Here is a 25,681-nt window from a genome sequence, read left to right as displayed (position 1 = left end):
TACCAGGGATATGGAAAATATGGGGCGTGATGAGGAACTCTTCTTCCACTTTCTGAGACTGGGATTGTGGGGAGAGGAGCCGGATGAACCCGGATATGACATGACCGGACTGACACGGGATGATTGGTGCCGGATATACGATATGGGGCATCGGCAGGCAGTGTCGGGCATTGTGACGGACGGCATCGCGCATTGTGGCGTGCGTCCGGACGGAGAGTTGTGGGGGCAGTGGATTGCACAGTTGATATATATGGAACGGATGAACAGCCGCATAGCCAATGAGGGAACCTTTTGGCTGGAAAGTCTGGAAGAGGCAGGCATAGAGGCTGAGGTCTTTAAGGGGCCGTCGGTGGCGCATTGGTACAATAGGCCGATGTATCGCAGCTATGGCGATTTGGATATTGTAGTGCATGCGGGCTGGGAGAGGTTGGAAGAGGTGCTGCAAAAGTGGAAATTGCCTTATCGGGTGGAGCACGAAGATGTTGTGCTCCGGAACAGGGGAGTGTTCGTTGAATTCCATCGGCAGCGGGAATATCTGTATAATCCGGTGGTGCATAACAGGCTGACGCAGTTGTTGCATGAGGATAAAGAGGGGTATGAGCTGTATCTTGCCTGTCTGATTCTCCATTTACGTCGCCATGTGCTGACCTACGGGATTGGGTTGAAGCAGGTGTGTGATGTGGCGGTGATGCTGCGCAATGCCTCGCTCGATAGGAAAAAACTGGTGGGGATACTGCGTGAGCTGAATATGATAAGGTTCAGCAGGGTGCTTTTCGGGTTTATCGATGTCTATATCAAGGGCGTCAGGGAGTTTCCGCTACGACCTTTGCATGACAGGAATATGCAGTTATTGCGAAATATCATCTGGCGAGACGGCTATCTGTTGAAAATGGAGCGGGAGCAGTGCAGTGAGAACAAACGAACAGTTGCCGGCAGGGTGATGGGGAACGGATTCTTTTGGTTGAAACGCTGTTCCTTACTGTTTGGCCTGATGCCCGACGAAGCTTGCTGTTTCCCTCTCTATATGGTGTGGAGAAGGCTGAAAGGCAGTTCGGTGAAGTCTGTGAATGCTGCCTTGTAGACAATTTATCACATACTGGTGACCGAATGTCTATTTGCTTACCCGTTTTTTCTCTTTTTTTGCAGCTTGATAAAAAGAAACAAGCAGATAACGAAGAATGGTAAGAATACAATCATATAGTAAACTGATAAAGGCTACGGTAATTATTGGAGACACTTTATTATGTGGCATTATCTTTGAATTGTTCTGCTTCTTTCTGGCAGGTACGTATTGGGAGAAAATACTGAGCGCTCCGAAAGCTCAGATTATACTGACCTTGTTGCTGTGCTATGTGCTGTGCAGCATGAAGAGGTCGGTTATTCTGTATAAAAGAAAGGTGTATGCTTATCAGATTGTAACGCTTGTATTCCTTAACGTGTTTTACTTTGCCGTTTTGTCCGGGGCGATTCTTGCCATAGGGCAGTATATGGATGTGTGGTCTTATTTCTTTTTGGGCTATATCATCGTACTGTTTGTCTGTATCGTGTCTTTCAGATTACTTTTGCGTTTTTTCATCAAGAACTCCCGTCTGAAAGGTAATAACCTGCATTCGGTGGTATTGGTGGGAAGTACGGAGAATAATCTGCAATTGTATTATGAATTGACGGCACAGCCTTGGTCGGGATATAAAGTTGTGGGGTATTTCGATTATCAGCCCAATCCGGCTTTTCCTGAAGAGTGTACATATTTGGGCAAGCCGCAGGAGGTCGTCGGATTTCTGAAGAAACGTACTTATATACGCAGTCTTTTCTGCTGTTTGTCTTCGGAGCATAAGGATGTCATTGTGCCGATGATTAATTATTGCGAGAATAATCTGGTACATTTTTACAGTGTACCCGATGTGCATAATTATTTGCAGAATCAGATGTATCTTAATATGGTGGGCACTGTGCCTTATCTGAGCCTGCGGCAGGAACCGCTGAACCAATTAGGCAATAAGGCGCTTAAAAGAGGGTTTGACATTGTGTTCTCGCTTGTGTTCCTATGTACTTTGTTTCCTATTATTTATGTAGTGGTGGCCATTGTGACGTGGTGTACCATGCCGGGACCCGTATTCTTTAAACAGAAAAGGAACGGACTGAATGACAAGGAGTTTTATTGCTATAAGTTCAGGAGCATGAAAGTGAACAGTGATGCCGACCGGATGCAGGCCACCAAAGGGGATGCCCGCGTGACGCGTTGGGGAAGCATACTGCGCAAGACGAACCTTGACGAGACGCCGCAATTTGTCAATGTGTTGCTGGGGGATATGAGTATTGTGGGGCCCCGCCCTCATATGTTGAAGCATACGGAAGAGTATTCGCAACTGATAAATAAATACATGGTACGGCATTTTGTGAAGCCCGGCATTACGGGATGGAGCCAGGTGTCCGGTTTTCGTGGTGAGACAAAGCAGTTGAGTGATATGGAAAATCGCATCAAGAATGATATATGGTACATCGAGCATTGGAGTTTCGGGCTGGATGTATATATCATTTATAAAACGGTTGCCAACATTGTTCATGGTGAAAAAAACGCTTATTAGACGGAAAAGACAAATAACAATAATTAATATATTCAATACTAAGAGAAAATGAAAAAATTAGCATTTTGCATGATGCTCTTCTCCCTGCTTTGGAGCGGTAGTATCGGCGCACAAACGGTGGAGCAGGATTCCATCGACATGATTGAAAATCCGCAGCCTACCGATGATGAGTATCGTGTGGTGACCAACCGTTTCTGGGATAACTGGTTTGTACTGGGAAGTGTGGGCTATCATGCTTTCTTTGGTGACTATGGCAAGGTAGAAGATTTCGCAGGAAAACTTTCTCCCGACTTTAATGTGGGTGTGGGTAAGTGGTTTACTCCGGGCATCGGTGTGAAACTTCAGTTCGGTATGGGTAACTCCCGCGGATATAGCAAGGAACCGACTCCTTTTACATACGGACAGATTCTAATAAATAGTGACGGTGTTCCTTATTGGAAGACGAAGAACAAATGGTGGGATTTGAATGCCAATGTTATGTTCAACCTGTCCCGTCTTTTCTGCGGATACGAAGGCATCGATTCCGACAAGTTGATGAACCAGTTTATCTTTTCTGCGGGTATCGGCGCTTTGCATCACAGAGATATTCCTCAGCAGCGTAATGAGTGGAGCGGACACCTCGAAATGCAATACAGCCGTTTCTTTTCCAAAAAGAAAAATCTGTCTTTAGACCTGAAATTGTATACTACCCTGTTTCAGACTAATTTTGATGGTGTGACCAATAAGGCTGTTGCCGAAGGTAGCAAATGGTTCGACAGTAATACGGGTATCCGTATCGGTATGACTTACTACTTCAAGCAACGCGGTTGGGAGAGATGTGCGCCTTGTGCGAAACCGGTGTATATTACCCGTCCCGTCATCAATCAGATTATCAGCGATTGTCCTGAATATAAGTCAATGGTATTTTATGTGTTCTTCCCGAACAACTATTCAGGGCGGGATGATGCTCCGGTAGTGTTTGATGCTGCGGTGAACTCCATCGATTACTTGGCATCGGGTATTTTCACTCAGAAGAAGTTCGAGGACAATGATGCGGTAGCTGCACGTTTGGCATCAGGCGCTTCGCTGTCGACATTGCGTACTACGGATGTGGCTACGGATGAAGCCGGTGAGTCGTCCGGTATGGCAGGTGTTTCACGCGGTTATGAAATATCTTCCTCACCTATTTCACTGGATATGGATGCCGAAAGCATGAATGCCTTTAAAGAGAAAAACGGATATTACTATGCTCCTGTATACAGCGGGAACAAGGCTTGGTACTATCGTGTGGATAATGCTACCAAGAATCAAAGCCTGATGAGCGGAGACAATTATAAAGAGAGCACTTCTTACGGCTTGAATGCGCATGCCGGCCTCGGATTGGTGAAAGAAAACATGAAACCGGATACTGATGCCGAGTTGTTCAGCTTTGCCGATATATATGCAGCTATCGAGGGTAACGAAGGTTATACCGGACAGTTTGCCGACTCCGCTGCCGTGAGCGCTCTGAAGAGAATCTTTGAAGAGGGAAGAATACTGCACGTACAGGCTGAGGGATTGGCTACCAGCCAGGACAACTACACGGGTAAGGATGCTGCCAATGTTGGTTTGGAACGTAATAAGACATTGGCTCACAACCGCGCTTATTCGGTTATCAAATGGCTGAAGGAAAATGAGCGGTTCAAGAAAGTGGTGGGAAGCAATTTCTCTCTCAACACACTGACCGATCCTATTGCCACCGTGAATGATAAGAGTACACAGGGACTGAATGCAAAATTGAATCGCTGTGTGAAAGTTAAAATACATTATGTGGTTGACAAATAAATAGACATAACGTCCTATGTCGTCGTGAGACGAGTTCGCATTCCTGCTTAGCGAAGCGGGAATGCCTGAACGGAAAGTCATAAAAGACTTTCTTGTTTGTTTTGTTTGTTTGCGGGCCGCCTCAGGATTTAATGAGGCGGCCTTCTTTTTTCAACGGATACTCTTTTTTTAGAACTGAACGTGTACAGAGGATGAAAAAGGTTTTTGATAATGAAGTGATATTGCCGGAGGTGGCACGGCTGATTGAGCAAGGACATTCGGTGACTATTCCTGTGCGGGGAAACAGTATGAATCCTTTTTTGGCGGATGGTCGTGACTGTGTTACTTTGGGTGGTTTCGTTCCTGAGGAGCTGCAAACCGGGATTACCGTATTGGCAAAGGATGCGGAAGGGCGGTTTGTGTTGCATCGTATTATAGCCCGCAGGGATGATAGACTTATATTGCAAGGCGACGGCAATCTGCGACAAACCGAGGAAACAACTCCTGCACAAGTTGCAGGGAAGGTGATTGCCGTGATACGGAAAGGCAAGAGGTATGCTGCCGACGGTGTGTTGTGGCGCACGTATTCTTATTGTTGGGTGAGGCTGGCGCCTTGTCGCCGGTATTTGCTGGCATTGTATAGACGATTATAAATATTGAGTGATGAAAGACGACTTGATACCTGCTCTTACAGGGAAGAATCTGAAAGATAAAATCTGCTATTTGTGGAGAGTTTCTGCCGGACAGCGTTGGGCGGTTTTGGTGAGTTGTGCGCTGGGAGCATTGTCCGTATTGTTTTCCCTGGCCTTTATCGGGGTATCTAAATATGTGATAGATATTGCTACGGGGACGGTTACGGGCAGTTTGCCGGGGGCGGCTCTGTTGCTGGTCGCTTTGCTTGTATTGCAGTTGCTTTGTAATATTGTTGACAGTTGGGTGGGCATACGTATGCAGATTGAGCTGGGAAATACGCTGAGACACCGTCTTTTTACCCGCCTGCTGCATAGCCGCTGGAATGAACTGGAACGGTTCCATACCGGAGATATTGTGAATCGTGTGGAGCAGGATGTTTCATCGGTAGTGGGGTTGCTTACCGGGTCTTTTCCATCACTGGTGGTGACCGGAGTGCAGTTGCTGGCGGCCTTTTTATTCTTTTGTTATTTAGACCCGTTTCTGCCATGGATTGTGGTAGCCGTCTTTCCGCTGTTTCTGCTGGGTAGCCGTTATTATATGAAACGTATTCATCGCTATACGCATAAAATTCGCAGAAGTGACAGCCTGATACAGGCTGTTATTCAGGAGAGTTTGCAACATAGGACGGTTATAAAGACATTGGAACAGAGTGGTAACCGTGTCAGTAAGTTGGACGAATGGCAAGATACGCTACGCAATCAGGTTTTGGGGCGTACACGATTTTCGCTTGCCGCACGTTCTTTTGTATCGTTGGCTTTTTCTGGGGGGTATCTTACCGCTTTTCTGTGGGGTAGTGTCAGTCTCAGTACGGGGGCTATAACTTTCGGTACAATGGCCGCTTTTCTTCAGCTGGTGGGGAAAGTACAGCGTCCTGTGCTGGACCTTTCCCGGCTGATACCTTCCTTTGCACAGGTATTTACGGCCATAGACCGATTGGAAGAGCTGGAACGGTTGCCGGAAGAAAGCGATGAGGAAAGTATACGCTTTGCTGAAACTCCCGATGTGGAAATCGATAATATTACGTTTCGCTATGTGGGCGGCGAGGCACCTGTATTCAGCCATTTTTCCTGTAAGTTTCCGGCGGGTAGCTGTACGGCTGTAATGGGGGAAACCGGCAGAGGGAAAACGACCTTGGTGCGTATGTTGCTTGCTCTTGCACTGCCGGAAGAGGGGAGCATTGTGCTTCGCTCGCATTCGCAGTTGCAATCGTGTTCGTATGCGCAGCCGCAGTCGTTGCAGGAAGAGGCTTGCCTTGTTTCTCCGTCCACGCGCTGCAATTTTACTTATGTGCCCCAGGGGAATACTCTGTTTAGCGGTACTATCCGTGAAAACCTCTTGATGGGCAATCCTGAAGCTACGGAAGAAGACATGAACCATGCTTTACGTACGGCAGTAGCCGATTTTGTGTTCTCACTTCCGGATGGGATAGATACCCTGCTGACTGAACAAGGCGGCGGACTCAGTGAGGGACAGGCACAGCGTATTGCCATTGCCCGTGCACTGCTTCGTCCGGGCCATATTCTACTACTGGATGAAGCGACCTCTGCACTCGATTCGGAAACGGAGCGATTGCTGTTAGGGAATTTACGCCGGGATTGTGGGGGGAAGACGTTTGTCTTTATTACGCATCACCCGGCGGTGGCAGAGGAGTGCGATGGGGTAGTAAGAATATAACTCCAATCGTTTCCTGCTCTTAAATGCAGAAAATATTCGTTTTCCGCAAGTTGTATTTTTTTATTGCTTTTTGGTTCCAAAATATCTAAGGATAGCCTTCTTGTTACTTCAGCATATTCATTGCACAACATGCAGGTATCGGCTTTCAGAATCAATGCCCTGTTTCCTGTATTTTCGATAGTGATGGTACGATTGGCTATTGATACACGAATGGTGGTTCCGCATAATGCTATATTTTCGTTTGTGTGATACCAGTGGAATATACGGGTATCACCTGATAGCCGTTTCACCAATATGTCTATGTTTGTATACGGATTACATTCGTATGGGGGATTGTCGGATAATGTTCTGGTCCATGCCGCATTCAGATAACAGAGAGGAATATGTGGCAGGGTATATGTAGTGAATATGGATTCTTGGCTTTTGGCATAATCGGGTATATATCTTTTCTCGCGTATATATCCACCCAAGCATACTGTACCGTGGCAGTCCCCAGGTACATTTGTTCCGCATCCCCGGTCTTTATCATTATTTTTGCAGACGGAGGCGCTGAAAAGATGCGGATTCCTCTCAAAATGTAAAAGTAGCCATTCCTCGAAACAATGCGACGAGAATGCAATGTGAAGCCCTTCAATCTCTTCAGCCAGCTTAAAGGCTGTTTGGTGGTCGGTAAATGTATCCTTATCGAATACAGCCCAACCTTCTACATAACCGTCTTCTTCCATATACAGTTGGGTTTCACGTACATATCGGGTAGGTTGTGCTTTATACAGTTCATATTCTTCATCTGTATGCTCCCATTTGCACCAGTAGTGTTTATCTGAATGCAGACTTGGAATGGGTTGCCGTAATGTCTTCTTGCGTCTACTTCCTTTCTTTTCCCTGATAATCTCATCGGCTACCGGAAGTATTTTAATATCGGAGAAGCTGTCGGGATGCAGTTCTTCAACATAACTTTTCAGGTCGCAAAAATATTTTACTTCCGTGTCCGAGCCTTCGCATAGTATGACGATGTTGTTTTTGTGTGTTGTTCGTTTACAGCGTGCCATTATCTCCAAATATGTAGTCTATGTTACCGAATTTTGGTAAAGCTCCAAATCTGCCGGACTTGTACCATTTGTCAAACGGAATGTTGATGCTTATGTCATCGAAATCTTGTGCAGAATAAAGCTGGGAAGCTCCGTCTTCTTTTTCGGCAAACCATATTTGGTCGGCGCGCAACATCCCGTCTCCCGCAATGGAGGCATCGTGGGTGGTAAATAGCAACTGGGCGTTATGAGGATTGGATTTATTATTGTTGAACAACGATACTATCAATTTGAACAAGGCAGGATGAATGGCAATATTTATCTCGTCATAAGCAAGTAAACCTCCCGTTTCCAGGATGTCAAGTACCCGGGCACCTATGCCGAAGAAGTTTTTTGTTCCGGTAGATTCAAACTGCATCGGGAGCGTGACATTGAGTGCCTCTTCATCGTTCACTACTTTATGTACCATTCCAAATTCCCACTTGTTTTGTTTGATAAATGTTTGTCTGACATCGTCTGAAACCGAATCCGGGAATTTGAACTCGGTATCACTATGTTTTTGCATTGTAATGTCTTCAATCCCCATATCGGCAATATGTATCAATCGGCGTAGCCTTTGGAATAGCTTTGAATCGTTGCTTTTCAATATCCGTTCTGCAACGTCGAAACTGTTGAACTTCAGGTCGATGGCATCTCCTACCGGCTGCGCCTGCAATGTGGCGAGAAATGAATATACGTTTTGCAGTCCGTTTGCCTGTCTTGTTCCCAACATGGACAATAACAATTGGTTAGGCAGCAGTTGGGCGTTTGAAATATCCAATAAAGTGCTTTCCCAACTTGTTCCGATTGATACGTGCCTTTGTAGTGTTTCTTCGTTTACCTCGACATTGAATATATTTTCGGCTTTATTGCATTTCATTGTCGATAAAGTTTCTTGATGGATAACTTTATCGAACTTTATTGCATATCGGTACTGTTTTCTATCTACAATGAAGTTGATAGTAAATTCCGTAGGTTGATTTCTTGTTTTTGAGTTAAGAACGTAGGGGGTATAGGGTATAGGGGTGTTGACATCGTACTTCAAAGAACCTGCCACCATGTGGGACAAACTGTACAATGCCCAAATAAGGTTGCTTTTTCCGGAAGCGTTGGCACCGAACACTGCGGCTGTCTTCAACAAACGAATTGTTTCTCCGTTCTCCAGTTCGATAGCCGTGGTGTTTTCACTTCGGAAATCCATGTCCAATGCCTCGAATGAAAACTCGGTTTCGTCTTTGTATGACCTGAAGTTCTTTATCTTGAAATCTATTATCATTGCACTTTATCTTAGAATATTGCAAAGATAATGAAATGGTTGGAAAAATGTCGTCTTTCCAGTAGAATTATGTAGGGGCAATGATTCTGTCTCTGGGAAGCTTATTTTCTGTTACGAACAAAAAAGCTCTTTCCTGACTGAACTATTTTACTGTAAATTATTGTATGTTCTGTTTGTAAGGTAGGGGTGTATGCTTGTAAAGGTCTGCTTTGCGGGACTAAAGTAGACCTTTGGAAGAACGCTGTTTCAGCGATTGTGTTCTTGCTTTATTCTTCAATGATTACTATCCCTTGTTCTTCTAAATGACGGAGCAGTTCTTCTATGTCGTTTTGCGCTTTTTCTTGGCTGACATCGTATATTTCTGTTAATCTCAAAGTGAGTTCTTCCGGTGTGGCGGGCTGTTTTTGGAGCTCTGCGATAATCCATGCAGCGGTATCATTGAGCATTAGCATTTTGGAGAAGTCAATCTGCTGGCCTGCACCGATGAGTACTTTTTCGTTGGCGATGCTGTGTAGTATAAAGTCGGGTTTCAGGGTGGCTTTCATTATGTGGGATAGTCTACGTCTGTTGTTTGGGAATAAAATAAATGTTCAAAAGGCTGCAAACCGCTGTTGACGGATGTAGCCTTTTGAATATTATTTGGATTATTTGAAAATTAGTCTGTTTGAGGGCAACTCTAAGACAGGCTCTTCTAAGGCTGAACGGGTCGTAGGGGAAGGAGTGCCGACCGCATCGTTCATCTGTGCTTTTACCAACATTTGAACCATGTCTTTGATTGTGAACACAACATAAAGGTTATGGCTCTTATTGGGGGTCAGTTCCACATCGCTGCTTGGCGCAATCCTAACTTGCAATAAGTGTGAAGGTGGGTTATATGTCACTTCATCTGTGTCAGGTTTTGACATTCCCATGAATATTACTAATGCGTTTCTTGGCTTAAGCACCAACTTGCTACCGATGGGAAGAAATGGATAATTATCACAAGAACTACTAACACCATAAATAAATTGGCCTGAATTCTCAGATCCCCATTGATAACTTGATTTTTCATTCATAAAAGTAGGAAAGGATAGATTGCATAAATAGAGAGGCTCCTCATCGTTATTATACTCTACTTTTGCTTCAATGAAATTATATACAACAGGATAATTTTCCAATACTTTTTTACGAACGAAGTAGTCGTCTACACTATAGTTGCCATCAAATTTGTTACTTGATAAAAACTTCCTTAATTCGTTATCATTAGCATTGAGATCTGTTGTAGAGAAAAATTCTTCCGGGGATTCTTTTACTTTCTTAAGAGCAGTTTGCAAGGCATTGTTTGTCAATCTAATAGCTTCTGCTGTACTAGTCCCACCATCTATTCCGTCAATGTTTTTAGGGTCTCCATTACTGTCATAATCATCTACTACCATTGTATATATAGTAATAACTCCCGTCAATCTTCTCATTTTTATTTTGTTCTTGTCAGCAAGCGTTGGGTAGTTTGTCTCACTTTCTAGGTAATAGAGATCTATCTCCTCATTGTTCTCACTGTTCTTAACAAAATAATGTCCTTCTGTGGCAAATAATTTATCACCATATTCTACATAGCTATTCCCATCATAATATAAGTCTTCTTCTTTTTTAGTTCTTGGAAGTTTTATAATCGGTCTGTCTTTACCAGCTAAATTTTCAGTTGTAAAGTAAAAGAGTCTCTCTCCAGGAACTTCCTTTTGTGTTTCGCCAACTTCGAACCAAATAAACTTATCTTCTTCGAGATTAGGTTCTTTTGGCAACTCTTTATTAGAAATTAGTACAAACGGATTTCCGCTATTATCATAGTGAATAGCAGTGTAGTAAATAATCGCATCATTTTCAAATGTGAGTTCTAAATAGTCTGCTGGGTCTATTTTAAACTCTTCATCGGTTGCGTTACTATTATATACATTGATATAATACTTTATGCCATCCGGAAGCTTACTCGAAGGGTTTCCACCATGACCAATGTCAGCACTACTTCTTGTGCTAATATTCGTATTGCTGCCTGCTTCAATTTGAGAAGATATGGTTCTTTTAGTCCATGTCAGTTTGGAGAAATCAATGTCTGGCTTCTTATCTGTATTGTCATTGTTGTCATTATTGTCAATATTGTCAATAATGTCGTTTTCAGAGGAGCATCCTCCCAGTACTAATCCACTTGCTAAAAAAGCAAGTAAGAACATCCATTTTAACTTTGCCATTTGAGTATTATGCTTGTTATTAATTATTGCGGTTACGATTATTCCAACCAGTACCCCATGTTTCGCTTAAATCTTTGCCGCCAACTGTAATATCCTTATCTTGATATCCGTTCGTACCCCATGCTTCATTTGAGTTTTTACCTGTATAGGTTGACGCAGTGACAATGTTTGCGATAGAACTGCTCAAATCTATTTCTACGAATTTTATCATAGGCTTTTCATACCTTTGTTTTTCTCTTTTCATCATATTCAAATTATTGTCTTGTTATATTTTTAATATGCTTTCTTTTGCGCACAAAAGTACGGTTATAGAAGAAGACTGACTGAATAAATAGTCATGATGAAGTGACAAATAGTCCTTATGATATGTCTGCTAATGTTAGAAAATGGCAGTGAAATACTTTTTTTATATGATTTAATCAATGAAAAGTATGAAGAAGAAACGAGTTTGAAGAAAAATGTGAGCTATATATTCGTTTAAATTATTGATATATCGTCCTGAATTGTATTTGATGAAATTAGTAATGTCGTTTTCTTGTATCGGTGATAATTTTTTTCTTTCTTTTAATTCGGTAGATAAGACTTCATTGCTGGGTGTAAATTGCTGTTAAAAAAATTGCCATAATCCTTTTTCTCTTAAAACACATGCAGCTCCCTTTGCAAGGGATAATGTCCGGACCAAAGCATTTGGAATTAGGAATATAATGACTTTTGAGGGTATATATGGATGAATTATTGCTCATAATTTGTCTTGGTCTTCATTCTTCACCATTCCCCTATACTGTTCTGGCAATGCGCTTTCTACCGCTGCGTAAGCTTCCGCCATAGTCGCTTTGATATTCTCCGCCCCTTGTCCTTTGGGAGCAATCGGTTCATGAATCGTCAGTATCATGCGGTGACGGTGTATCCACTTGCCGGTACGGGGAAGTATCTCGAACGAACCGTCAATCGTGACAGGCACTACCGCTAATTGCAGTTCGTCTGCCAATTGGAAAGCCCCTCTCTTGAAATACCCCATATGTCCGGTGAATGTGCGTGCACCTTCGGGGAATACCACTAATGATACTCCGTCCTTTAAGGAAGCCTCTGCCTGATGCATGGTAGCCAGTACTTTCCGGGGGCTGGAACGGTCTACGAAAATGTGTCCGGCGCTTTCGCAAGCCTTGCCCACGAATGGAATCTTACGCAGGCTCTTCTTCATCATCCATTTAAAGTTTCTTCCCAGAAAACCATAAATCAGGAAAATATCGAAAGACCCCTGATGGTTGGGGACAAATACATAAGAAGTATGTTTATGGAGCTTCTCCCGTCCGTTTATTTTTACCGGAATAAGCAGGAGATAGCAAATCAGTTGTGACCATATTTTACCCGGATAATATCCCCAGAAATGAGCGCCACCCAATAAGGAACCGACAATTGTGACCAGTGCGGTAAGAATAGTCAGCACCAATAATATAGGCAGTGCAAAGCAAATCTGATAAATATTATAGAGTATCTTCATAGGTTTTGGATTTTATTGCCACAAAGATAGACCTTTTTTAGATTTTGTCACTCATTCTCGCTAACTAATTTTATAACGGTAATTTCGGGCCATGCACCGAAGCGGAAAGGCAGTCCCACATATCCTATGCCGACATTGACATACAAGGCTCGTTTGCCTTCGTAGTACATGCCTGCCCATTCCGGGTAGATGAGAGAAGCTAACGAATGTCCGAACATTTCCATCTGCATGGCGTGCGTATGTCCGGAAAGGGTTAACTCTATATCCGAGCCCGGCAGGACTTCGCGTCGCCAGTGCGTAGGGTTGTGGCTGAGCAGGATACGGAACATGCCTTCCGTGCCCTGCATGGCTTTGGGCAAATCGGCGAATTGTGAGAAAGGCGGCTCCCCATCGTTCTCGACACCTATCAATGCTATGCTGTCGCCCTTATGATATAAAATGTCATGTTCGTTATTCAGCATTTTCCAGCCCATCTCTTTTTGCTGTTCTATTAAATACTCCAAATTGGCCGCTTCCTCTTTTCGGTTACGCCAGCGGTAGTAAGTCCCGTAATCATGATTGCCGAGAATAGAATATACTCCATCGGGAGCATGGAGCCGGGAAAGTATCTCCTTGGAGCCGTCCAGCTCGTGGCTTTGCTGATTAACCAAATCACCGGTAAAGACAATAAGGTCTACTTTCTGCTCATTCACCAGACTCACCAAATGCCGGACAGCTTCCGGATTCCCCAGCCAGCTGCCTATATGTATATCCGACAGCTGAAGGATGCGATAACCGTCAAAGCCTTTGGGTATGTTGGCCGAGCGATATTCGACATCCTTTACCTCAAAGCGTGTGATACCCGCAATGGCTCCGTAAAGAATATTGGCAAAACTGATTACCCCCAATATCAATCCGAGCAGTGTGTAAGGAAGCCGGTGTGCGACGAAAGGAGAGCGGGGGCTTCTGAACGGCGTACGGAAAATGACGAGCGACAGAAGCCGGCTGATTCCCCGCATCAATATACCCAGCAGCGAGCAAAGCATGAACACCGTTTTCGGAACGGCAAACAGCATCACGGCCACTGCCAGCCTGCCGATGCCTTGCGGATGATGTGAAAGGGCATTATCCCCTGTCATATAGATATAATACATGTATATGGCCACCAACATAGCGGTAGGAAGCCAATACGTACTGCGCCAGACTATGTTACGCGTTTTCTTTACGATGTACACCAGGTAGATGTACATATCCGGCAGAAGCAGGAATAAAATGAGTATAAGAGTTATTCGGTGCATATATCTTCGAGTTCTTCTATATTCTTTTTAATACTGTCGAGATGCTTATAAACAACCTTTTTATAGATGAAATAAATAAGAATTACGTCCCAGATGACGCAGAATCCCAGCATGGCGGCTTGCGCTATGAGAGGCATCGTGTAGTAATCCATTACCCAGTAGAACAGTGCGGTGAAGATAACGGCCCAGACAGCTACTGCCCACACTTCGTAGTGAGTCCAGTAACGGAACGTGGCCATGCGCCGGCTTACTTCGGCTACGGACATCTCATCCACCCGGGTATTCCTGTTCCAAAGGTAAGTTTTACGGTCCCACCACATACCGCCGAGGATGGTGACGGTGATGAAAGCCAGAAATATGGCAGTCTTGTTTTGCAAGTGCTCATTGAAGCCGAAGGTAGGTAGCAAAAGCCATATCAGCAGGATGACGGCCAGCCCCACCGCACCTACTCCAAGCGAGAAGCGTTGCAGGACAACGAGCCGCCTCAGGCTGCGCCGGGTATTTGTTTTATAGCTCGCAAGCAGTTCCTTTATTTGTTTTTCATCGGCGATAGGTTCCTTTTGCAACTGTGCATCCAATGCATTCCATGATTTTTTCAGTTCGTCCAGTTCCATATATTATTCCTCCTTGTTCATCTTTTTCAGTTTGTCTTTAATACGGTTGAGTTTGGTAGCCACATTGGTTACGGTCAGTCCGGTGATTTCGGAAATCTCCTCATAACTTTTTTCTTCCAGATAAAGCAGGATGATAGACTTTTCCAGTTGCCCCAGCCGGTTTATCATCCGGTAGAGTTGCCGTAACATGGCTTGTGTCTCGTCGTCCTCTTCGCTGCGGTCGGCTTCCTGTGTGAGGGTTACAATCTCCGGAATGTTCTTTTCTTTCCGTATGAAGCTGATACAGGTATTCAAGGCGATACGGTAAATCCACGTCGAGACTTTACATTCCCTTCTGAATTTAGGAAAAGCTTTCCAGATGTTGAGTACTACTTCCTGGTACAGGTCGCTAAGAGTCGCGTTCGGAGTGGTGTACAGGTAACACACCTTATAGATGACGCGCTCGTATTCCCGTATGACGGACATAAACTCTTGTTCTATATTTTCCATTGTATTGTTTCTCGAATCGCTTTTTATTTGTTTGTCGTAACGGAAACCGGAAAATCACACTCCCGGCTCTTAACTCTTCAGGTTGGCTGCAAGAAACTTTCGCATTTCATCAATCGGCTTACCGCGTCGGCGGGCATAATCTTCCAGTTGGTCTTCACCAATCTTGCCTACGGCGAAATAGTGTGACCGGGGATGTGAAAACATAAGACCGCATACAGAAGCATGCGGATACATGGCCCCGTTTTCGGTGAGCGTGATACCTATCTGTTTCATATCCAGCAGTTCATCCAATATGAAGTTTACGGATTGGTCGGGTAGGGAAGGATAGCCTACCGCCGGACGGATACCCTGATATTTCTCAGCCAGCAAGTCCGGAATGGAAAACGATTCGTCGGGAGCATATCCCCAGACCACTTTGCGCACATGTTCGTGCATCTTTTCTGTCGCGGCTTCGGCAAGCCGGTCTGTCAGGGTCTGTACGAGGAGATGTTTGTAAGGGTCGTCTTTGTAGTACTTTTCACTCTCCGCATTGACGGAAGATGCGAAAAGGCCTATCGTGTCTGCCACCCCGGACGAGAGAGGCCGTATGAAATCGCTCAGGCAGAGAAACGGACTTCTGTCCGGATGAGGGGTCTGCTGACGGAGTAGAGGGAACACCGTATCCTCGATAAGGAGATTGTCCCCTTCCGCATTGGCGCTGCACAACCTGTAAATGCATTGCACCGTAATTACCTCATCCAATCGGTTGAGTACTCTGTTGGCTTCCTTAAACAGTTGCATGGCTTCGGCGGCTTTGGCACGCTCTTCTTGAGGAAAAGCCGCAAGCCACATGGCACGGCAGGAATCGCAACCGTGAATATCGGCTATTGCCGCAAACCTGGGTTGAAAGCCCCAGGCATGGAAGAAATAAATCCAGTTGATGTAGGGACTTACTTCATGGATTTTATAATTGATGGTTGACAATGGATAATGTATATATAATAAGTGTTGATAATGTATATATAATAAGTTAAGTAAATAAGTAAATGTTTAGATTTAATTTGTATCGGTAACAATGAGTGTATATCGGTAACAATAATGTAGCGTAACCTAAGGCTGAAAGCCTTTTTATCTTATAGCCCGGGGTAACACCCCGGGAATAAATGTTCCCGACATTCTGCGCCCTGAAAAGGCAAAAGATTAATCTGCAAATATATTGCCCTTACAGGGCGCAATGTTATTCATATTCACGCTCCCGGGGTGCTACCCCGGGCTATAAGATAAAAAGGCTTTCAGCCTTAGGTTACGCTACATTATTGTTACCGATATACACTCATCGTTACTGATATACATTCATTGCTACTGATATAAATTCAATTTCAATATTTCAACATTTATTTATTTATTCTCTGAATCGGTTATGTATTACGCTCCCGCCGACGGATAATCGAATCTCAGCTCTTCACCGCGATGAGAATCGTCTACCGTATCACCGTTATAAATAAGGTGTCCGTTGGCAAACGTTTTTTCTACTTTCCAGTTGAACGTATGTCCCTCTAAAGGGCTCCAGCCGCATTTGCTCAGAATCTTGTCGGCGGTAACTTCCCAGGGAGAGTCGGGGCGTACCAGCACTAAGTCCGCCTGATAGCCTTCACGGATATATCCGCGTTGGCAAATACCATATATTCGGGCAGGCGCATGACACATTTTCTGTACAACCGTTTCCAGTGAGAAAACGCCTTCATCCACCAGCCCTAACATGCTGACAAGAGAGAATTGTATCATAGGCATACCTGACATCGCTTTCAGCGCTCCGCCTTCTTTCTCGCTCAACAGATGAGGAGCGTGGTCGGTGGCGATAACGTCAATCAGCCCTGAGTTGACGGCAGCCCGCAGAGCTTCCCGGTCTGTTTTCCGTTTGACGGCGGGATTACATTTTACGCGTGCGCCCAGACTGTTATAGTGCGCCAGTGTAAAGAGCAAATGCGCCACGCATGCTTCGGATGTGATATTCTTGTCTTCCAGAGGCTCGTCACTGAACAGTTGCAGCTCTTTGGCCGTGGATACGTGCAGAATATGCAGGCGCGCTCCGGCAATTCTCGCCAGACGGACGGCCAGTTCGGAAGATGCGTAACAGGCCGGAACGGAACGGATACCGGGATGGGCGTTGACAGGAATGTCATCCGCTCCTTTGTATTTTTGCCTGTATTTCTCGATATTGGCTTTTATCGTTTCCTGATCTTCGCAATGAGCGGCAATCAGCATATCCGTACCATTGAATATTTTCAGCAGGCTGTTCATTTTGTCCACCAGCATATTACCGGTACTGGAACCCATAAACAGCTTGATGCCGCAAACGCGATGCTTGTCCAGCTTGTCAAATTCCGTATAGTTATCGTTGGTTGCGCCGAAATAGCAGGAGTGGTTGACGATACATTTCTCATTCAGCAGGTCGAACTTGGCATTCAGGGCATCCAGCGTTACGGTCAGAGGATTGGTGTTGGGCATATCCATAATGGAAGTCACCCCGCCGGCGGCAGCCGCACGGCTTTCCGTCAGGATATCCGCTTTGTGGGTAAGGCCCGGGTCGCGAAAATGCACGTGGTCGTCGATGATACCGGGCAGCAGGTAGCAGCCTGTTGCATCGATTACTTCTTCACAAGGGGCGGAGAGCGGTTTCCAGTTGGTAAGAACTTCGGCGATGCGTCCGTTTTCTATCACTACCGAACCTTGGATAGACTGTCCTTCGTTGACAATCGTCGCGTTGTGTATCAGCGTTCTTTTCATATCTTTAGTTTTTTAAGTTTGGATATTTATGAAACCAGCTGTCCCATTTCAGCCGGATTACTCCGAACACGGCTTCTCCGAAAATGCTGCTGTTCATCTTGGACGTTCCCAGTTCCCGGTTGATGAAGATAACCGGTACTTCCTTCACATTCGCTCCGCACTTGTAGGCGGTGAACTTCATCTCTATTTGGAAAGCATAGCCTTTAAAGCGGATGCCGTCCAGATTGATGGTCTGCAATACCCTGCGGCGGTAGCACACAAAGCCGGCGGTGGTATCGTGAATGGGTAGCCCCGTAATGATACGTACATATTTGGAAGCGAAATAAGACATGAGCACACGTCCCATAGGCCAGTTCACCACATTCACGCCGCTGACGTAGCGCGAGCCGATAGCCACATCCGCCCCTTCTTCGGCGCAGGCCCGGTAGAGGCGGGGCAGGTCTTTGGGGTTATGGCTGAAGTCGGCATCCATTTCGAATATATATTCATAGTCGCGTTGCAACGCCCATTTGAATCCGGCTATGTAGGCCGTACCCAGTCCCAGCTTTCCCTTACGCTCCACCATAAACAGGCGGTCGGGAAACTCCCGTTGCAAGTCTTTTACGATAGCGGCAGTACCGTCGGGCGAACCGTCTTCGATAATAAGTATGTGGAATCCGTGCTCCAAGGCAAAAACGGCACGGATGATATTCTCGATGTTTTCCCGTTCGTTGTAGGTAGGGATGATGACAATACTGTCTGATGTCTGCATATTCATTGAAAATATATGGGGCTTATTAATGGGAGCAAATGTAGTGCTTTTCTATTACTTACAGATAAAACTAAGGATTATTTATGTATTTTTGCAACGGAAATTCACCGTAACAATGATTATTACCGAACTGCAACAATTATACGCCGCCCATCCCAATGTAGAAGGCATGTGCAGGCTGCTAAAGGACAATTCCGTCCGTCACCTCTACTGCAGCGGCCTGTGCGCTTCTGCCGCTTCGCTGTTTTCGTCCGTGCTGGTACAGCGGGCTGAATGTCCGTTTGTCTTTATTCTCGGCGATTTGGAAGAAGCCGGGTATTTCTATCACGACCTGACACAGATTTTGGGAGCCGAACGGGTGTTGTTCTTCCCCTCTTCCTTCCGCCGTGCCATAAAGTACGGACAGAAAGATGCCGCCAACGAGATTCTCCGCACGGAAGTGCTGAGCCGCCTGCAGAAAGGCGAGGAAGGGCTTTGCGTGGTTACCTGCCCGGATGCGCTGGCGGAAAAGGTCGTTTCCCGTAAGGAACTGGGAGATAAAACCTTGAAACTCCATACGGGCGAAAAGGTGGATATGGACTTCGTGACGGAAGTGCTGCGCAGCTACGGCTTCGAGTACGTGGATTATGTGTACGAGCCGGGGCAATATGCCGTGCGCGGCAGTATCATCGATGTCTTTTCCTTTTCTTCCGAATGTCCTTTCCGTATCGATTTCTTCGGAGATGAGGTGGAGAGCATCCGTACGTTTGAGGTGGAGAGCCAGCTTTCCAAAGAGAAGAAAGAGGATATCGTCATTGTCCCCGATTTGAGCCGTAGCCTGGAGCAGGGCGGCAATGGCGGCATGGTATCTTTCCTGGACTTTCTCCGGCCGGACACCTTGCTGGCGATGCGTGATTTCCTCTGGCTGCGCGAGCGTATTCAGGCCGTTCACGACGAATCGCTGACCGCCGCGGCCATTGCCGCCCGCGAAGCCGAGGAAAACGGTGCGATATCTCTGGAAGGAAAGTTGATTGACGGGGGAGAGTTTACCTTGCGCGCCCTCGATTTCCGCCGCATGGAATTCGGAACGAAGCCTACCGGAACACCGGACGCGACAGTATCATTCAGTACCGCAGCGCAACCTATCTTCCATAAGAATTTCGACCTGGTGGCGGAAAGCTTCCAGGACTACCTGGCGCGCAACTATACCCTCTATATATGCAGTGACAGCCTGAAACAAACCGACCGTATCCGCGCTATCTTTGAAGACCGGGGAGATAACATCTCCTTTACCCCCGTTGAGCGTACCTTGCACGAGGGCTTTGCCGACGATACTCTGCGTCTCTGCATCTTTACCGACCACCAGTTGTTCGACCGTTTTCACAAATACAACCTGAAAAGCGATAAAGCCCGCAGCGGCAAGGTGGCTTTGAGCCTGAAAGAGTTGAATCAGTTTACTCCCGGAGATTACGTGGTGCATACCGACCACGGCGTGGGACGTTTTACGGGATTGGTGCGTATTCCCAACGGAGATACGACGCAGGAAGTGATGCGTCTGGTCTATCAGAATGACGATGTGGTCTTTGTCTCCATCCATTCTCTGCATAAGGTTTCCAAGTACAAAGGCAAAGAAGGCGAAGCTCCCCGTCTCAACAAGCTGGGTACCGGCGCATGGGAGAAACTGAAAGACCGTACCAAGACCAAGATTAAGGATATAGCCCGCGACCTGATAAAGCTCTATTCGCAACGGCGCGAGGAGAAAGGTTTTCAATACAGCCCCGACAGTTTCCTGCAACGGGAACTGGAAGCGTCTTTCATTTACGAGGATACCCCCGACCAAAGTAAGGCGACCGCCGACGTAAAGGCGGATATGGAAAGCGCCCGCCCCATGGACCGGCTGGTATGCGGCGACGTAGGCTTCGGCAAGACCGAGGTTGCCGTGCGTGCCGCTTTCAAGGCGGTGGCGGACAACAAGCAGGTGGCCGTCCTCGTTCCCACCACCGTTCTTGCCTATCAGCATTTCCAGACTTTCAAGGAGCGCCTGAAAGGCCTGCCCTGCCGTGTGGAATATCTGAGCCGCGCCCGGACGGCGGCACAGGCCAAGGCCGTTGTCAAGGGTCTTGCGGACGGTGAGGTGAATATCCTTATCGGTACCCACCGCATTTTGGGTAAAGACGTTAAGTTCAAAGACCTCGGCTTGCTGATTATCGACGAAGAACAGAAATTCGGTGTCTCCGTCAAGGAGAAGCTCCGCCAACTGAAAGTGAACGTGGACACCCTGACCATGACCGCCACGCCCATTCCCCGTACCTTGCAGTTCTCCCTGATGGGCGCGCGCGACTTGAGCGTCATCCAGACACCGCCGCCCAACCGTTATCCCATTCAGACGGAAGTGCATACTTTCAGCGACGATATCATCACCGATGCCATCAACTTCGAAATGAGCCGTAACGGGCAGGTGTTCTTTGTAAACAACCGCATCTCCAATCTCTCCGAACTGAAAGCGATGATAGAGCGCAACATCCCCGATTGCCGTGTCTGCATCGGTCACGGGCAAATGGAACCCGCCGAACTGGAAAAGATTATTCTCGACTTTGTCAACTATGATTATGACGTATTGCTCGCCACTACCATCATTGAGAGCGGTATCGACATACCGAACGCCAATACCATCATCATCAACCAGGCGCAGAATTTCGGCTTGAGCGACCTGCACCAGATGCGCGGCCGTGTGGGGCGCAGTAATAAAAAGGCTTTCTGCTATTTGCTGGCCCCCCCCTTGTCCTCGCTTACGCCGGAAGCCAAACGCCGCTTGCAGGCCATCGAGAACTTCTCCGACTTAGGCAGTGGCATCCACATCGCCATGCAGGACCTCGACATTCGCGGCGCGGGTAATATGCTCGGCGCAGAGCAAAGCGGCTTCATTGCCGACCTGGGTTACGAAACCTATCAGAAGATATTGTCCGAAGCCGTGCACGAGCTGAAGACCGATGAGTTTGCCGACCTCTATGCCGACGAGCTGAAAGGCGACGGTACTATCAGCGGCGAGCAATTTGTAGACGAATGCCAGGTGGAGAGCGACCTTGAGCTGTTGCTGCCCGCCACTTACGTCACCGGCAGCAGCGAGCGTATGTTGCTCTATCGCGAACTGGACGGCCTAACGCTGGACAAGGACGTGGATGCTTTCCGCGCCCGTCTTGAAGACCGTTTCGGACCTATCCCCCCCGAGACGGAAGAATTGCTCCGTATCGTTCCCCTGCGCCGTCTTGCGGCACGTCTGGGAACGGAAAAGGTGTTCCTCAAAGGCGGCCGCATGACGCTGTTCTTTGTTTCCAATCCGGACAGTCCTTACTATCAGAGTCAGGCTTTCGGCAAAGTCATTGCCTACATGATGAAATACACCCGCCGTTGCGACCTGCGGGAGCAGAATAACAAGCGGAGTATGGTGGTGAAAGACGTCACTACCGTGGAAGAGGCTGTGGCGGCGTTACAGGAGATTGTGGCGATGCAGGTGGAAGAATAGGTCAGTCTGTTGTTGCTTTGATATATATCTTGTGTGACCCTCTGCCCGTATGGCCGATTCCGCTTTCGGGCATTTCGCTCCACTGTTTCAGCTCTTGTGCGGCGGCGTTGCGCAGTAGTCCTGTCAGTTCGCAGTAGTCACCTACTTTCAGCAACGGATGCGACTCTAAATAGTCTTGCGCCAGTTTCAGCCGTTGTCCGGCGGTGTAGCGCGAGGAGGAGTGCCGGAACTTCCATTTAGAGCGGTCCAGTATGCAACTTCGTCCTGTCTCGTAGATGAAATCCTTGTCTGCGCGGAAGTTGATGTTGTCTACACAGATACTTCTTACGTTGCGTTTTTGTCCGCCCTGTTCGGCGCTTTCCCGTTCAAAACCTTCGCGCAACCCTAACGAGGGAGTGAATACACCCAGTCCGTCCACTTTCACCGAGTGTCCTTCGCCCATTTCACGGGCTATGGCCTGGGTGAGTGATTTTACCAGTCCGATGATGTCGCCGGGAGTAAAGGTACTGGCGTAGTTGATGCGTTGGGCAAGGTAGTCCAAATCTACCTGTCCCCAAATCTTGATACGGGGGAAGAGTATTTTTTCACCGTCTTCGTTGGGAAGATTAGAGGTCTGCATTTGATATTCTGCCATGATGTTTTTTGTTGTTTACGGGTTGATAATTCGGTGATGGATGTCCGTCCTGCATGGGGCTAAGGAAGAAGTGGCATGGGGTAGGGACGAAAGTAGGCGGACTTGCTTACCGGGGAGACTTAACCTATGCTTTAAACTGTATCTTCAGTTTAAAGATATGTATCTTTAGGCTGGAGATGGCGGTCTTTAACCTAAAGATGTTCATCTTGAGCGTAAAGATACGGCTTATTTCCTATATGAGCAAGCCTTTCTCCTAAGAAGTGAGTACTTGATACGGGGAGTGTGAGTGCTTCTTTATGAATGGTTGGCAATTCGCTGTTTGACAGCGGTTGTTGGGAAGATTGGGACGGAGTACTTTACTTGTCCGTATCTTCCTATTTCCCGTACAGTTTGTCAATCAAGTCCTTCCGTCCTATCCGCCGCAGTTCATTGATGATATTTCTCCGTTCTTCGGGTTTGTACCAGAAGAAGAACTGACGCTGCGCCAGTTTCTCGCGTTGTGTCTTGGCGCTGAACACGGGTTCCAGGGTATAGGGGTGGAAACCTGTGTACCACGCTTCGGTGGCGACGGTCATGGGAGTAGGAGTAAAGTCCTGTACCTGCTCCAGATGAAAGTCCAGACGCTTGGTGATGACGGCAAGTTCCGCCATGTCCTCTTCCTTGCAGCCGGGGTGGCTGGAGATGAAGTAGGGGATAAGCTGCTGCCGCAGGCCTTCTTCACGATTGATTCGGTCGAATATCTTTTTGAACTCTCCGAACTGGCTGAACGGCGGTTTGCGCATGATGTCGAGCACACGCTCCGAGGTGTGTTCCGGCGCGACTTTAAGGCGGCCGCTTACATGACGGGCTATGAGTTCGCGGGTATATTCCTGCGTGCTTTTGTTGGTTTTGGGGTCTTTGCTTTGGTGCAGCAGCAAGTCGTAGCGCACACCGCTGCCTATGAATGACTTTTTGATGCCCGGCAGACTGTCTACGGCATGATAAATATCGAGCAGCGGGCTGTGGTCTGTGTTCAGGTTAGGGCACACTTTGGGGTGGATGCACGACGGGCGTTTGCATTTCTTGCATACGGCTTCATCGCGTCCCCGCATCTTGTACATATTGGCGGAGGGGCCGCCCAAATCACTGAGATACCCTTTGAAGTCCGGTAATTCCATTACGGCCTTTACTTCCTTCAAGATGCTTTCCTTGCTGCGGCTGACGATAAACTTGCCCTGATGCGCCGAGATGGTACAGAAAGCGCAACCGCCGAAACATCCGCGATGGATGTTGACGGAGAACTTAATCATATCGTATGCGGGTATACGCTTTCCTTTGTATTTGGGATGTGGAAGGCGGGTATAGGGGAGGTCGAAAGAACGGTCGAGTTCCGCTTCCGTCAGGGGCGGGTAAGGCGGATTGACAACGACGGTTTGCCTGCCTACGGTCTGCAGGATGCGCGATGCGGCGTATTTATTGCTCTCTTCTTCGATATGGCGGAAATTGGCGGCCTGTTTCTTCTTGTCTTTCAGGCATTCTTCGTGCGAGAAAAGGGTGATGTCCCCTTCCTGCGGCTGCACTTCTTTAGTAAGATAAGCCAGTTGGGGGATGTCGAGAATAGGTTGCTGCCGCTTTAATCTTCTTACAAGCTCCACAATGGGTTTCTCACCCATACCGTACGTCAACGCATCGGCGCCGCTGTCCGTAAGAATGCTGGGACGCACGCGGTCTTGCCAATAGTCGTAATGCGTCAGCCGGCGCATGCTCGCTTCGATACCGCCCAATATGACGGGCACATCGGGATATAGTTTTTTAAGGATTTGGGTATAGACAATCGAGGGATATTCGGGGCGCATGTCCGGACGTGCGTCGGGAGTATAGGCATCATCGCTGCGCAGACGTTTGTTGGCGGTGTATTTATTGACCATACTGTCCATACAGCCTGCACTGACGCCGAAGAAGAGGCGGGGACGCCCCAGTTTCTTAAAATCCCGTAAGTCGTCTCGCCAGTTGGGTTGGGGAATAATCGCCACACGCAGTCCTTCCGCTTCGAGTATGCGCCCTATGACGGCTGCCCCGAACGATGGATGGTCTACATACGCGTCACCGCTGAACAAAATAACGTCCAGTTCATCCCACCCGCGAAGTTCCACTTCTTTCTTGGTTGTAGGCAACCAATCAGTCAGTCTGTATTCTTTCATGGGTGCAAAGATACGGAAAGTTTTAATTACTTACAGAACTGCACCAGCATTTCCTCTCCGTCATAAATCTCACGGAAGCCGATTTGCTGTTCGGCGAGATACTCCTTGAGGTCATTAAAGGCGGTTGCATCGTCCATAATGATTTCCAGTTTCTCGCCTTTCCCGGCTTCGCACATGGCCTTTACGGCGGGGATGAGAGGGCTGTAAAGCTTCTGTCCGCGTGTGTCGATGGTTTTCATTTATCTTCTTCCTCTTCTATGGTTTCTTGCCGGGAAAGCCATTGCAGGTAGAGCTTGATAAGCTGCTGCAGCCCGAAGGCTTTCATGTTGTTGTGATAGATAACGTCGATGCAGAGGTCGAGCAGGTCTTTACTGTCTTCTTCCTGAGCGGCGATGAGGGAACGGATATTCAGCTTGAGTTTGTCGAGCACGGTTTCGTCCACGATGCCGTTGCTGTCGATGAGATGACGGAAGAGGCCGTATTTCTCGATGGTGGCGAGATTCTCTTCCGATATTTCCAGGTTGCGGGTTCCGCTGGGATTGGCTTGTATAGTGTACATGGCGTTAATGTTTTAATGATTAATGTTTAGTAATCGATGTTTTCTGTAAAAGCAAAGATAAGTTTTTCACCACAGATTATGCATATTTCCACAGATTATTTATCAAGAT

At 47.0% G+C, this 25,681-nt stretch carries 22 protein-coding genes; 6 read left to right on the top strand and 16 right to left on the bottom strand.

Translation table 11 applies throughout. The annotated features are described in order from the left end of the window. Positions 1 to 10: 10 nt before the first annotated feature. The 5 genes from I2F54_RS06720 (at position 11) to I2F54_RS06700 (ending at position 6,734) form a co-directional block, all read left to right on the top strand. Positions 11 to 1,081 carry a nucleotidyltransferase family protein gene (locus I2F54_RS06720; protein ID WP_195500813.1) on the top strand — a complete coding sequence of 357 codons (1,071 nt, stop codon included), beginning with the start codon at positions 11 to 13 and terminating at the stop codon, positions 1,079 to 1,081. A gap of 97 nt (positions 1,082 to 1,178) precedes the next feature. Further along, positions 1,179 to 2,585, top strand: coding sequence for an undecaprenyl-phosphate glucose phosphotransferase (locus I2F54_RS06715; RefSeq protein ID WP_195500812.1), 1,407 nt, complete (start codon positions 1,179 to 1,181; stop codon positions 2,583 to 2,585). Positions 2,586 to 2,633: 48 nt separating this feature from the next. Then, positions 2,634 to 4,388, top strand: a complete 1,755-nt coding sequence (locus I2F54_RS06710) for a hypothetical protein (protein ID WP_195500811.1) — start codon at positions 2,634 to 2,636, stop codon at positions 4,386 to 4,388. A gap of 191 nt (positions 4,389 to 4,579) precedes the next feature. Further along, positions 4,580 to 5,020, top strand: a complete 441-nt coding sequence (locus tag I2F54_RS06705) for a S24/S26 family peptidase (protein ID WP_195500810.1) — start codon at positions 4,580 to 4,582, stop codon at positions 5,018 to 5,020. Positions 5,021 to 5,030: 10 nt separating this feature from the next. Beyond that, positions 5,031 to 6,734: an ABC transporter ATP-binding protein gene (locus I2F54_RS06700; protein ID WP_229097145.1), complete on the top strand. Its 1,704-nt coding sequence runs from the start codon at positions 5,031 to 5,033 to the stop codon at positions 6,732 to 6,734. Here the strand turns inward: I2F54_RS06700 and I2F54_RS06695 are convergent. The 12 genes from I2F54_RS06695 to I2F54_RS06640 form a co-directional block, all read right to left on the bottom strand. Continuing rightward, complete coding sequence (locus tag I2F54_RS06695; protein WP_195500809.1) at positions 6,689 to 7,783, bottom strand: RloB family protein; 1,095 nt, start codon at positions 7,781 to 7,783, stop codon at positions 6,689 to 6,691. The two genes, I2F54_RS06700 and I2F54_RS06695, sit on opposite strands and share 46 nt — an antisense overlap. Then, positions 7,770 to 9,077, bottom strand: coding sequence for an AAA family ATPase (locus I2F54_RS06690; RefSeq protein ID WP_087413448.1), 1,308 nt, complete (start codon positions 9,075 to 9,077; stop codon positions 7,770 to 7,772). The genes I2F54_RS06695 and I2F54_RS06690 overlap by 14 nt, the downstream gene beginning before the upstream one ends. 266 nt (positions 9,078 to 9,343) lie before the next feature. Continuing rightward, on the bottom strand, positions 9,344 to 9,622 hold the full coding sequence (locus tag I2F54_RS06685) for a PqqD family protein (RefSeq protein ID WP_009120546.1): 279 nt from the start codon (positions 9,620 to 9,622) through the stop codon (positions 9,344 to 9,346). Positions 9,623 to 9,721: 99 nt separating this feature from the next. Continuing rightward, positions 9,722 to 11,299: a hypothetical protein gene (locus I2F54_RS06680; protein ID WP_195500808.1), complete on the bottom strand. Its 1,578-nt coding sequence runs from the start codon at positions 11,297 to 11,299 to the stop codon at positions 9,722 to 9,724. 19 nt (positions 11,300 to 11,318) lie between these two features. After that, complete coding sequence (locus I2F54_RS06675; RefSeq protein ID WP_195500807.1) at positions 11,319 to 11,546, bottom strand: hypothetical protein; 228 nt, start codon at positions 11,544 to 11,546, stop codon at positions 11,319 to 11,321. 492 nt (positions 11,547 to 12,038) lie between these two features. After that, complete coding sequence (locus tag I2F54_RS06670; protein ID WP_195500806.1) at positions 12,039 to 12,800, bottom strand: lysophospholipid acyltransferase family protein; 762 nt, start codon at positions 12,798 to 12,800, stop codon at positions 12,039 to 12,041. 47 nt (positions 12,801 to 12,847) lie between these two features. Beyond that, positions 12,848 to 14,077 carry a metallophosphoesterase gene (locus tag I2F54_RS06665; protein ID WP_087413443.1) on the bottom strand — a complete coding sequence of 410 codons (1,230 nt, stop codon included), beginning with the start codon at positions 14,075 to 14,077 and terminating at the stop codon, positions 12,848 to 12,850. Then, positions 14,065 to 14,691 carry a hypothetical protein gene (locus tag I2F54_RS06660; protein ID WP_195500805.1) on the bottom strand — a complete coding sequence of 209 codons (627 nt, stop codon included), beginning with the start codon at positions 14,689 to 14,691 and terminating at the stop codon, positions 14,065 to 14,067. Before I2F54_RS06660 ends, I2F54_RS06665 begins: the two co-directional genes overlap by 13 nt. Positions 14,692 to 14,694: 3 nt before the next feature. Continuing rightward, positions 14,695 to 15,180, bottom strand: a complete 486-nt coding sequence (locus I2F54_RS06655) for an RNA polymerase sigma factor (protein ID WP_009120554.1) — start codon at positions 15,178 to 15,180, stop codon at positions 14,695 to 14,697. 69 nt (positions 15,181 to 15,249) lie between these two features. Beyond that, positions 15,250 to 16,143 (bottom strand): vitamin B12 dependent-methionine synthase activation domain-containing protein, encoded by an 894-nt coding sequence (locus tag I2F54_RS06650; protein ID WP_195500804.1) that lies wholly within the window; start codon positions 16,141 to 16,143, stop codon positions 15,250 to 15,252. Between the two features lie 441 nt (positions 16,144 to 16,584). Further along, positions 16,585 to 17,946: a dihydroorotase gene (locus tag I2F54_RS06645; RefSeq protein ID WP_195500803.1), complete on the bottom strand. Its 1,362-nt coding sequence runs from the start codon at positions 17,944 to 17,946 to the stop codon at positions 16,585 to 16,587. A 4-nt stretch (positions 17,947 to 17,950) separates the two neighbouring features. Further along, positions 17,951 to 18,703, bottom strand: coding sequence for a polyprenol monophosphomannose synthase (locus I2F54_RS06640; protein WP_195500802.1), 753 nt, complete (start codon positions 18,701 to 18,703; stop codon positions 17,951 to 17,953). Between the two features lie 109 nt (positions 18,704 to 18,812). Between I2F54_RS06640 and mfd the strand changes: the two genes are divergently transcribed. Next, on the top strand, positions 18,813 to 22,199 hold the full coding sequence (mfd, locus tag I2F54_RS06635) for a transcription-repair coupling factor (RefSeq protein ID WP_195500801.1): 3,387 nt from the start codon (positions 18,813 to 18,815) through the stop codon (positions 22,197 to 22,199). 1 nt (position 22,200) lies between these two features. Here mfd and I2F54_RS06630 read toward each other — a convergent pair whose 3' ends face one another. The 4 genes from I2F54_RS06630 to I2F54_RS06615 form a co-directional block, all read right to left on the bottom strand. After that, positions 22,201 to 22,833, bottom strand: coding sequence for an HU family DNA-binding protein (locus I2F54_RS06630; protein ID WP_009120560.1), 633 nt, complete (start codon positions 22,831 to 22,833; stop codon positions 22,201 to 22,203). A 374-nt stretch (positions 22,834 to 23,207) separates the two neighbouring features. Beyond that, complete coding sequence (locus tag I2F54_RS06625; protein WP_195500800.1) at positions 23,208 to 25,013, bottom strand: YgiQ family radical SAM protein; 1,806 nt, start codon at positions 25,011 to 25,013, stop codon at positions 23,208 to 23,210. A gap of 26 nt (positions 25,014 to 25,039) precedes the next feature. Next, the gene (locus tag I2F54_RS06620) at positions 25,040 to 25,252 is read right to left on the bottom strand and encodes a sulfurtransferase TusA family protein (RefSeq protein ID WP_009120563.1); all 213 of its coding nucleotides are present in this window, start codon (positions 25,250 to 25,252) and stop codon (positions 25,040 to 25,042) included. After that, on the bottom strand, positions 25,249 to 25,572 hold the full coding sequence (locus I2F54_RS06615) for a hypothetical protein (protein WP_009120564.1): 324 nt from the start codon (positions 25,570 to 25,572) through the stop codon (positions 25,249 to 25,251). The genes I2F54_RS06620 and I2F54_RS06615 overlap by 4 nt, the downstream gene beginning before the upstream one ends. Positions 25,573 to 25,681 lie beyond the last annotated feature (109 nt).

The organism is Bacteroides clarus (assembly GCF_015555825.1).
In the GTDB taxonomy this organism is placed as follows: domain Bacteria; phylum Bacteroidota; class Bacteroidia; order Bacteroidales; family Bacteroidaceae; genus Bacteroides; species Bacteroides clarus.
This window is presented reverse-complemented; position numbering and strand designations above follow the sequence as displayed.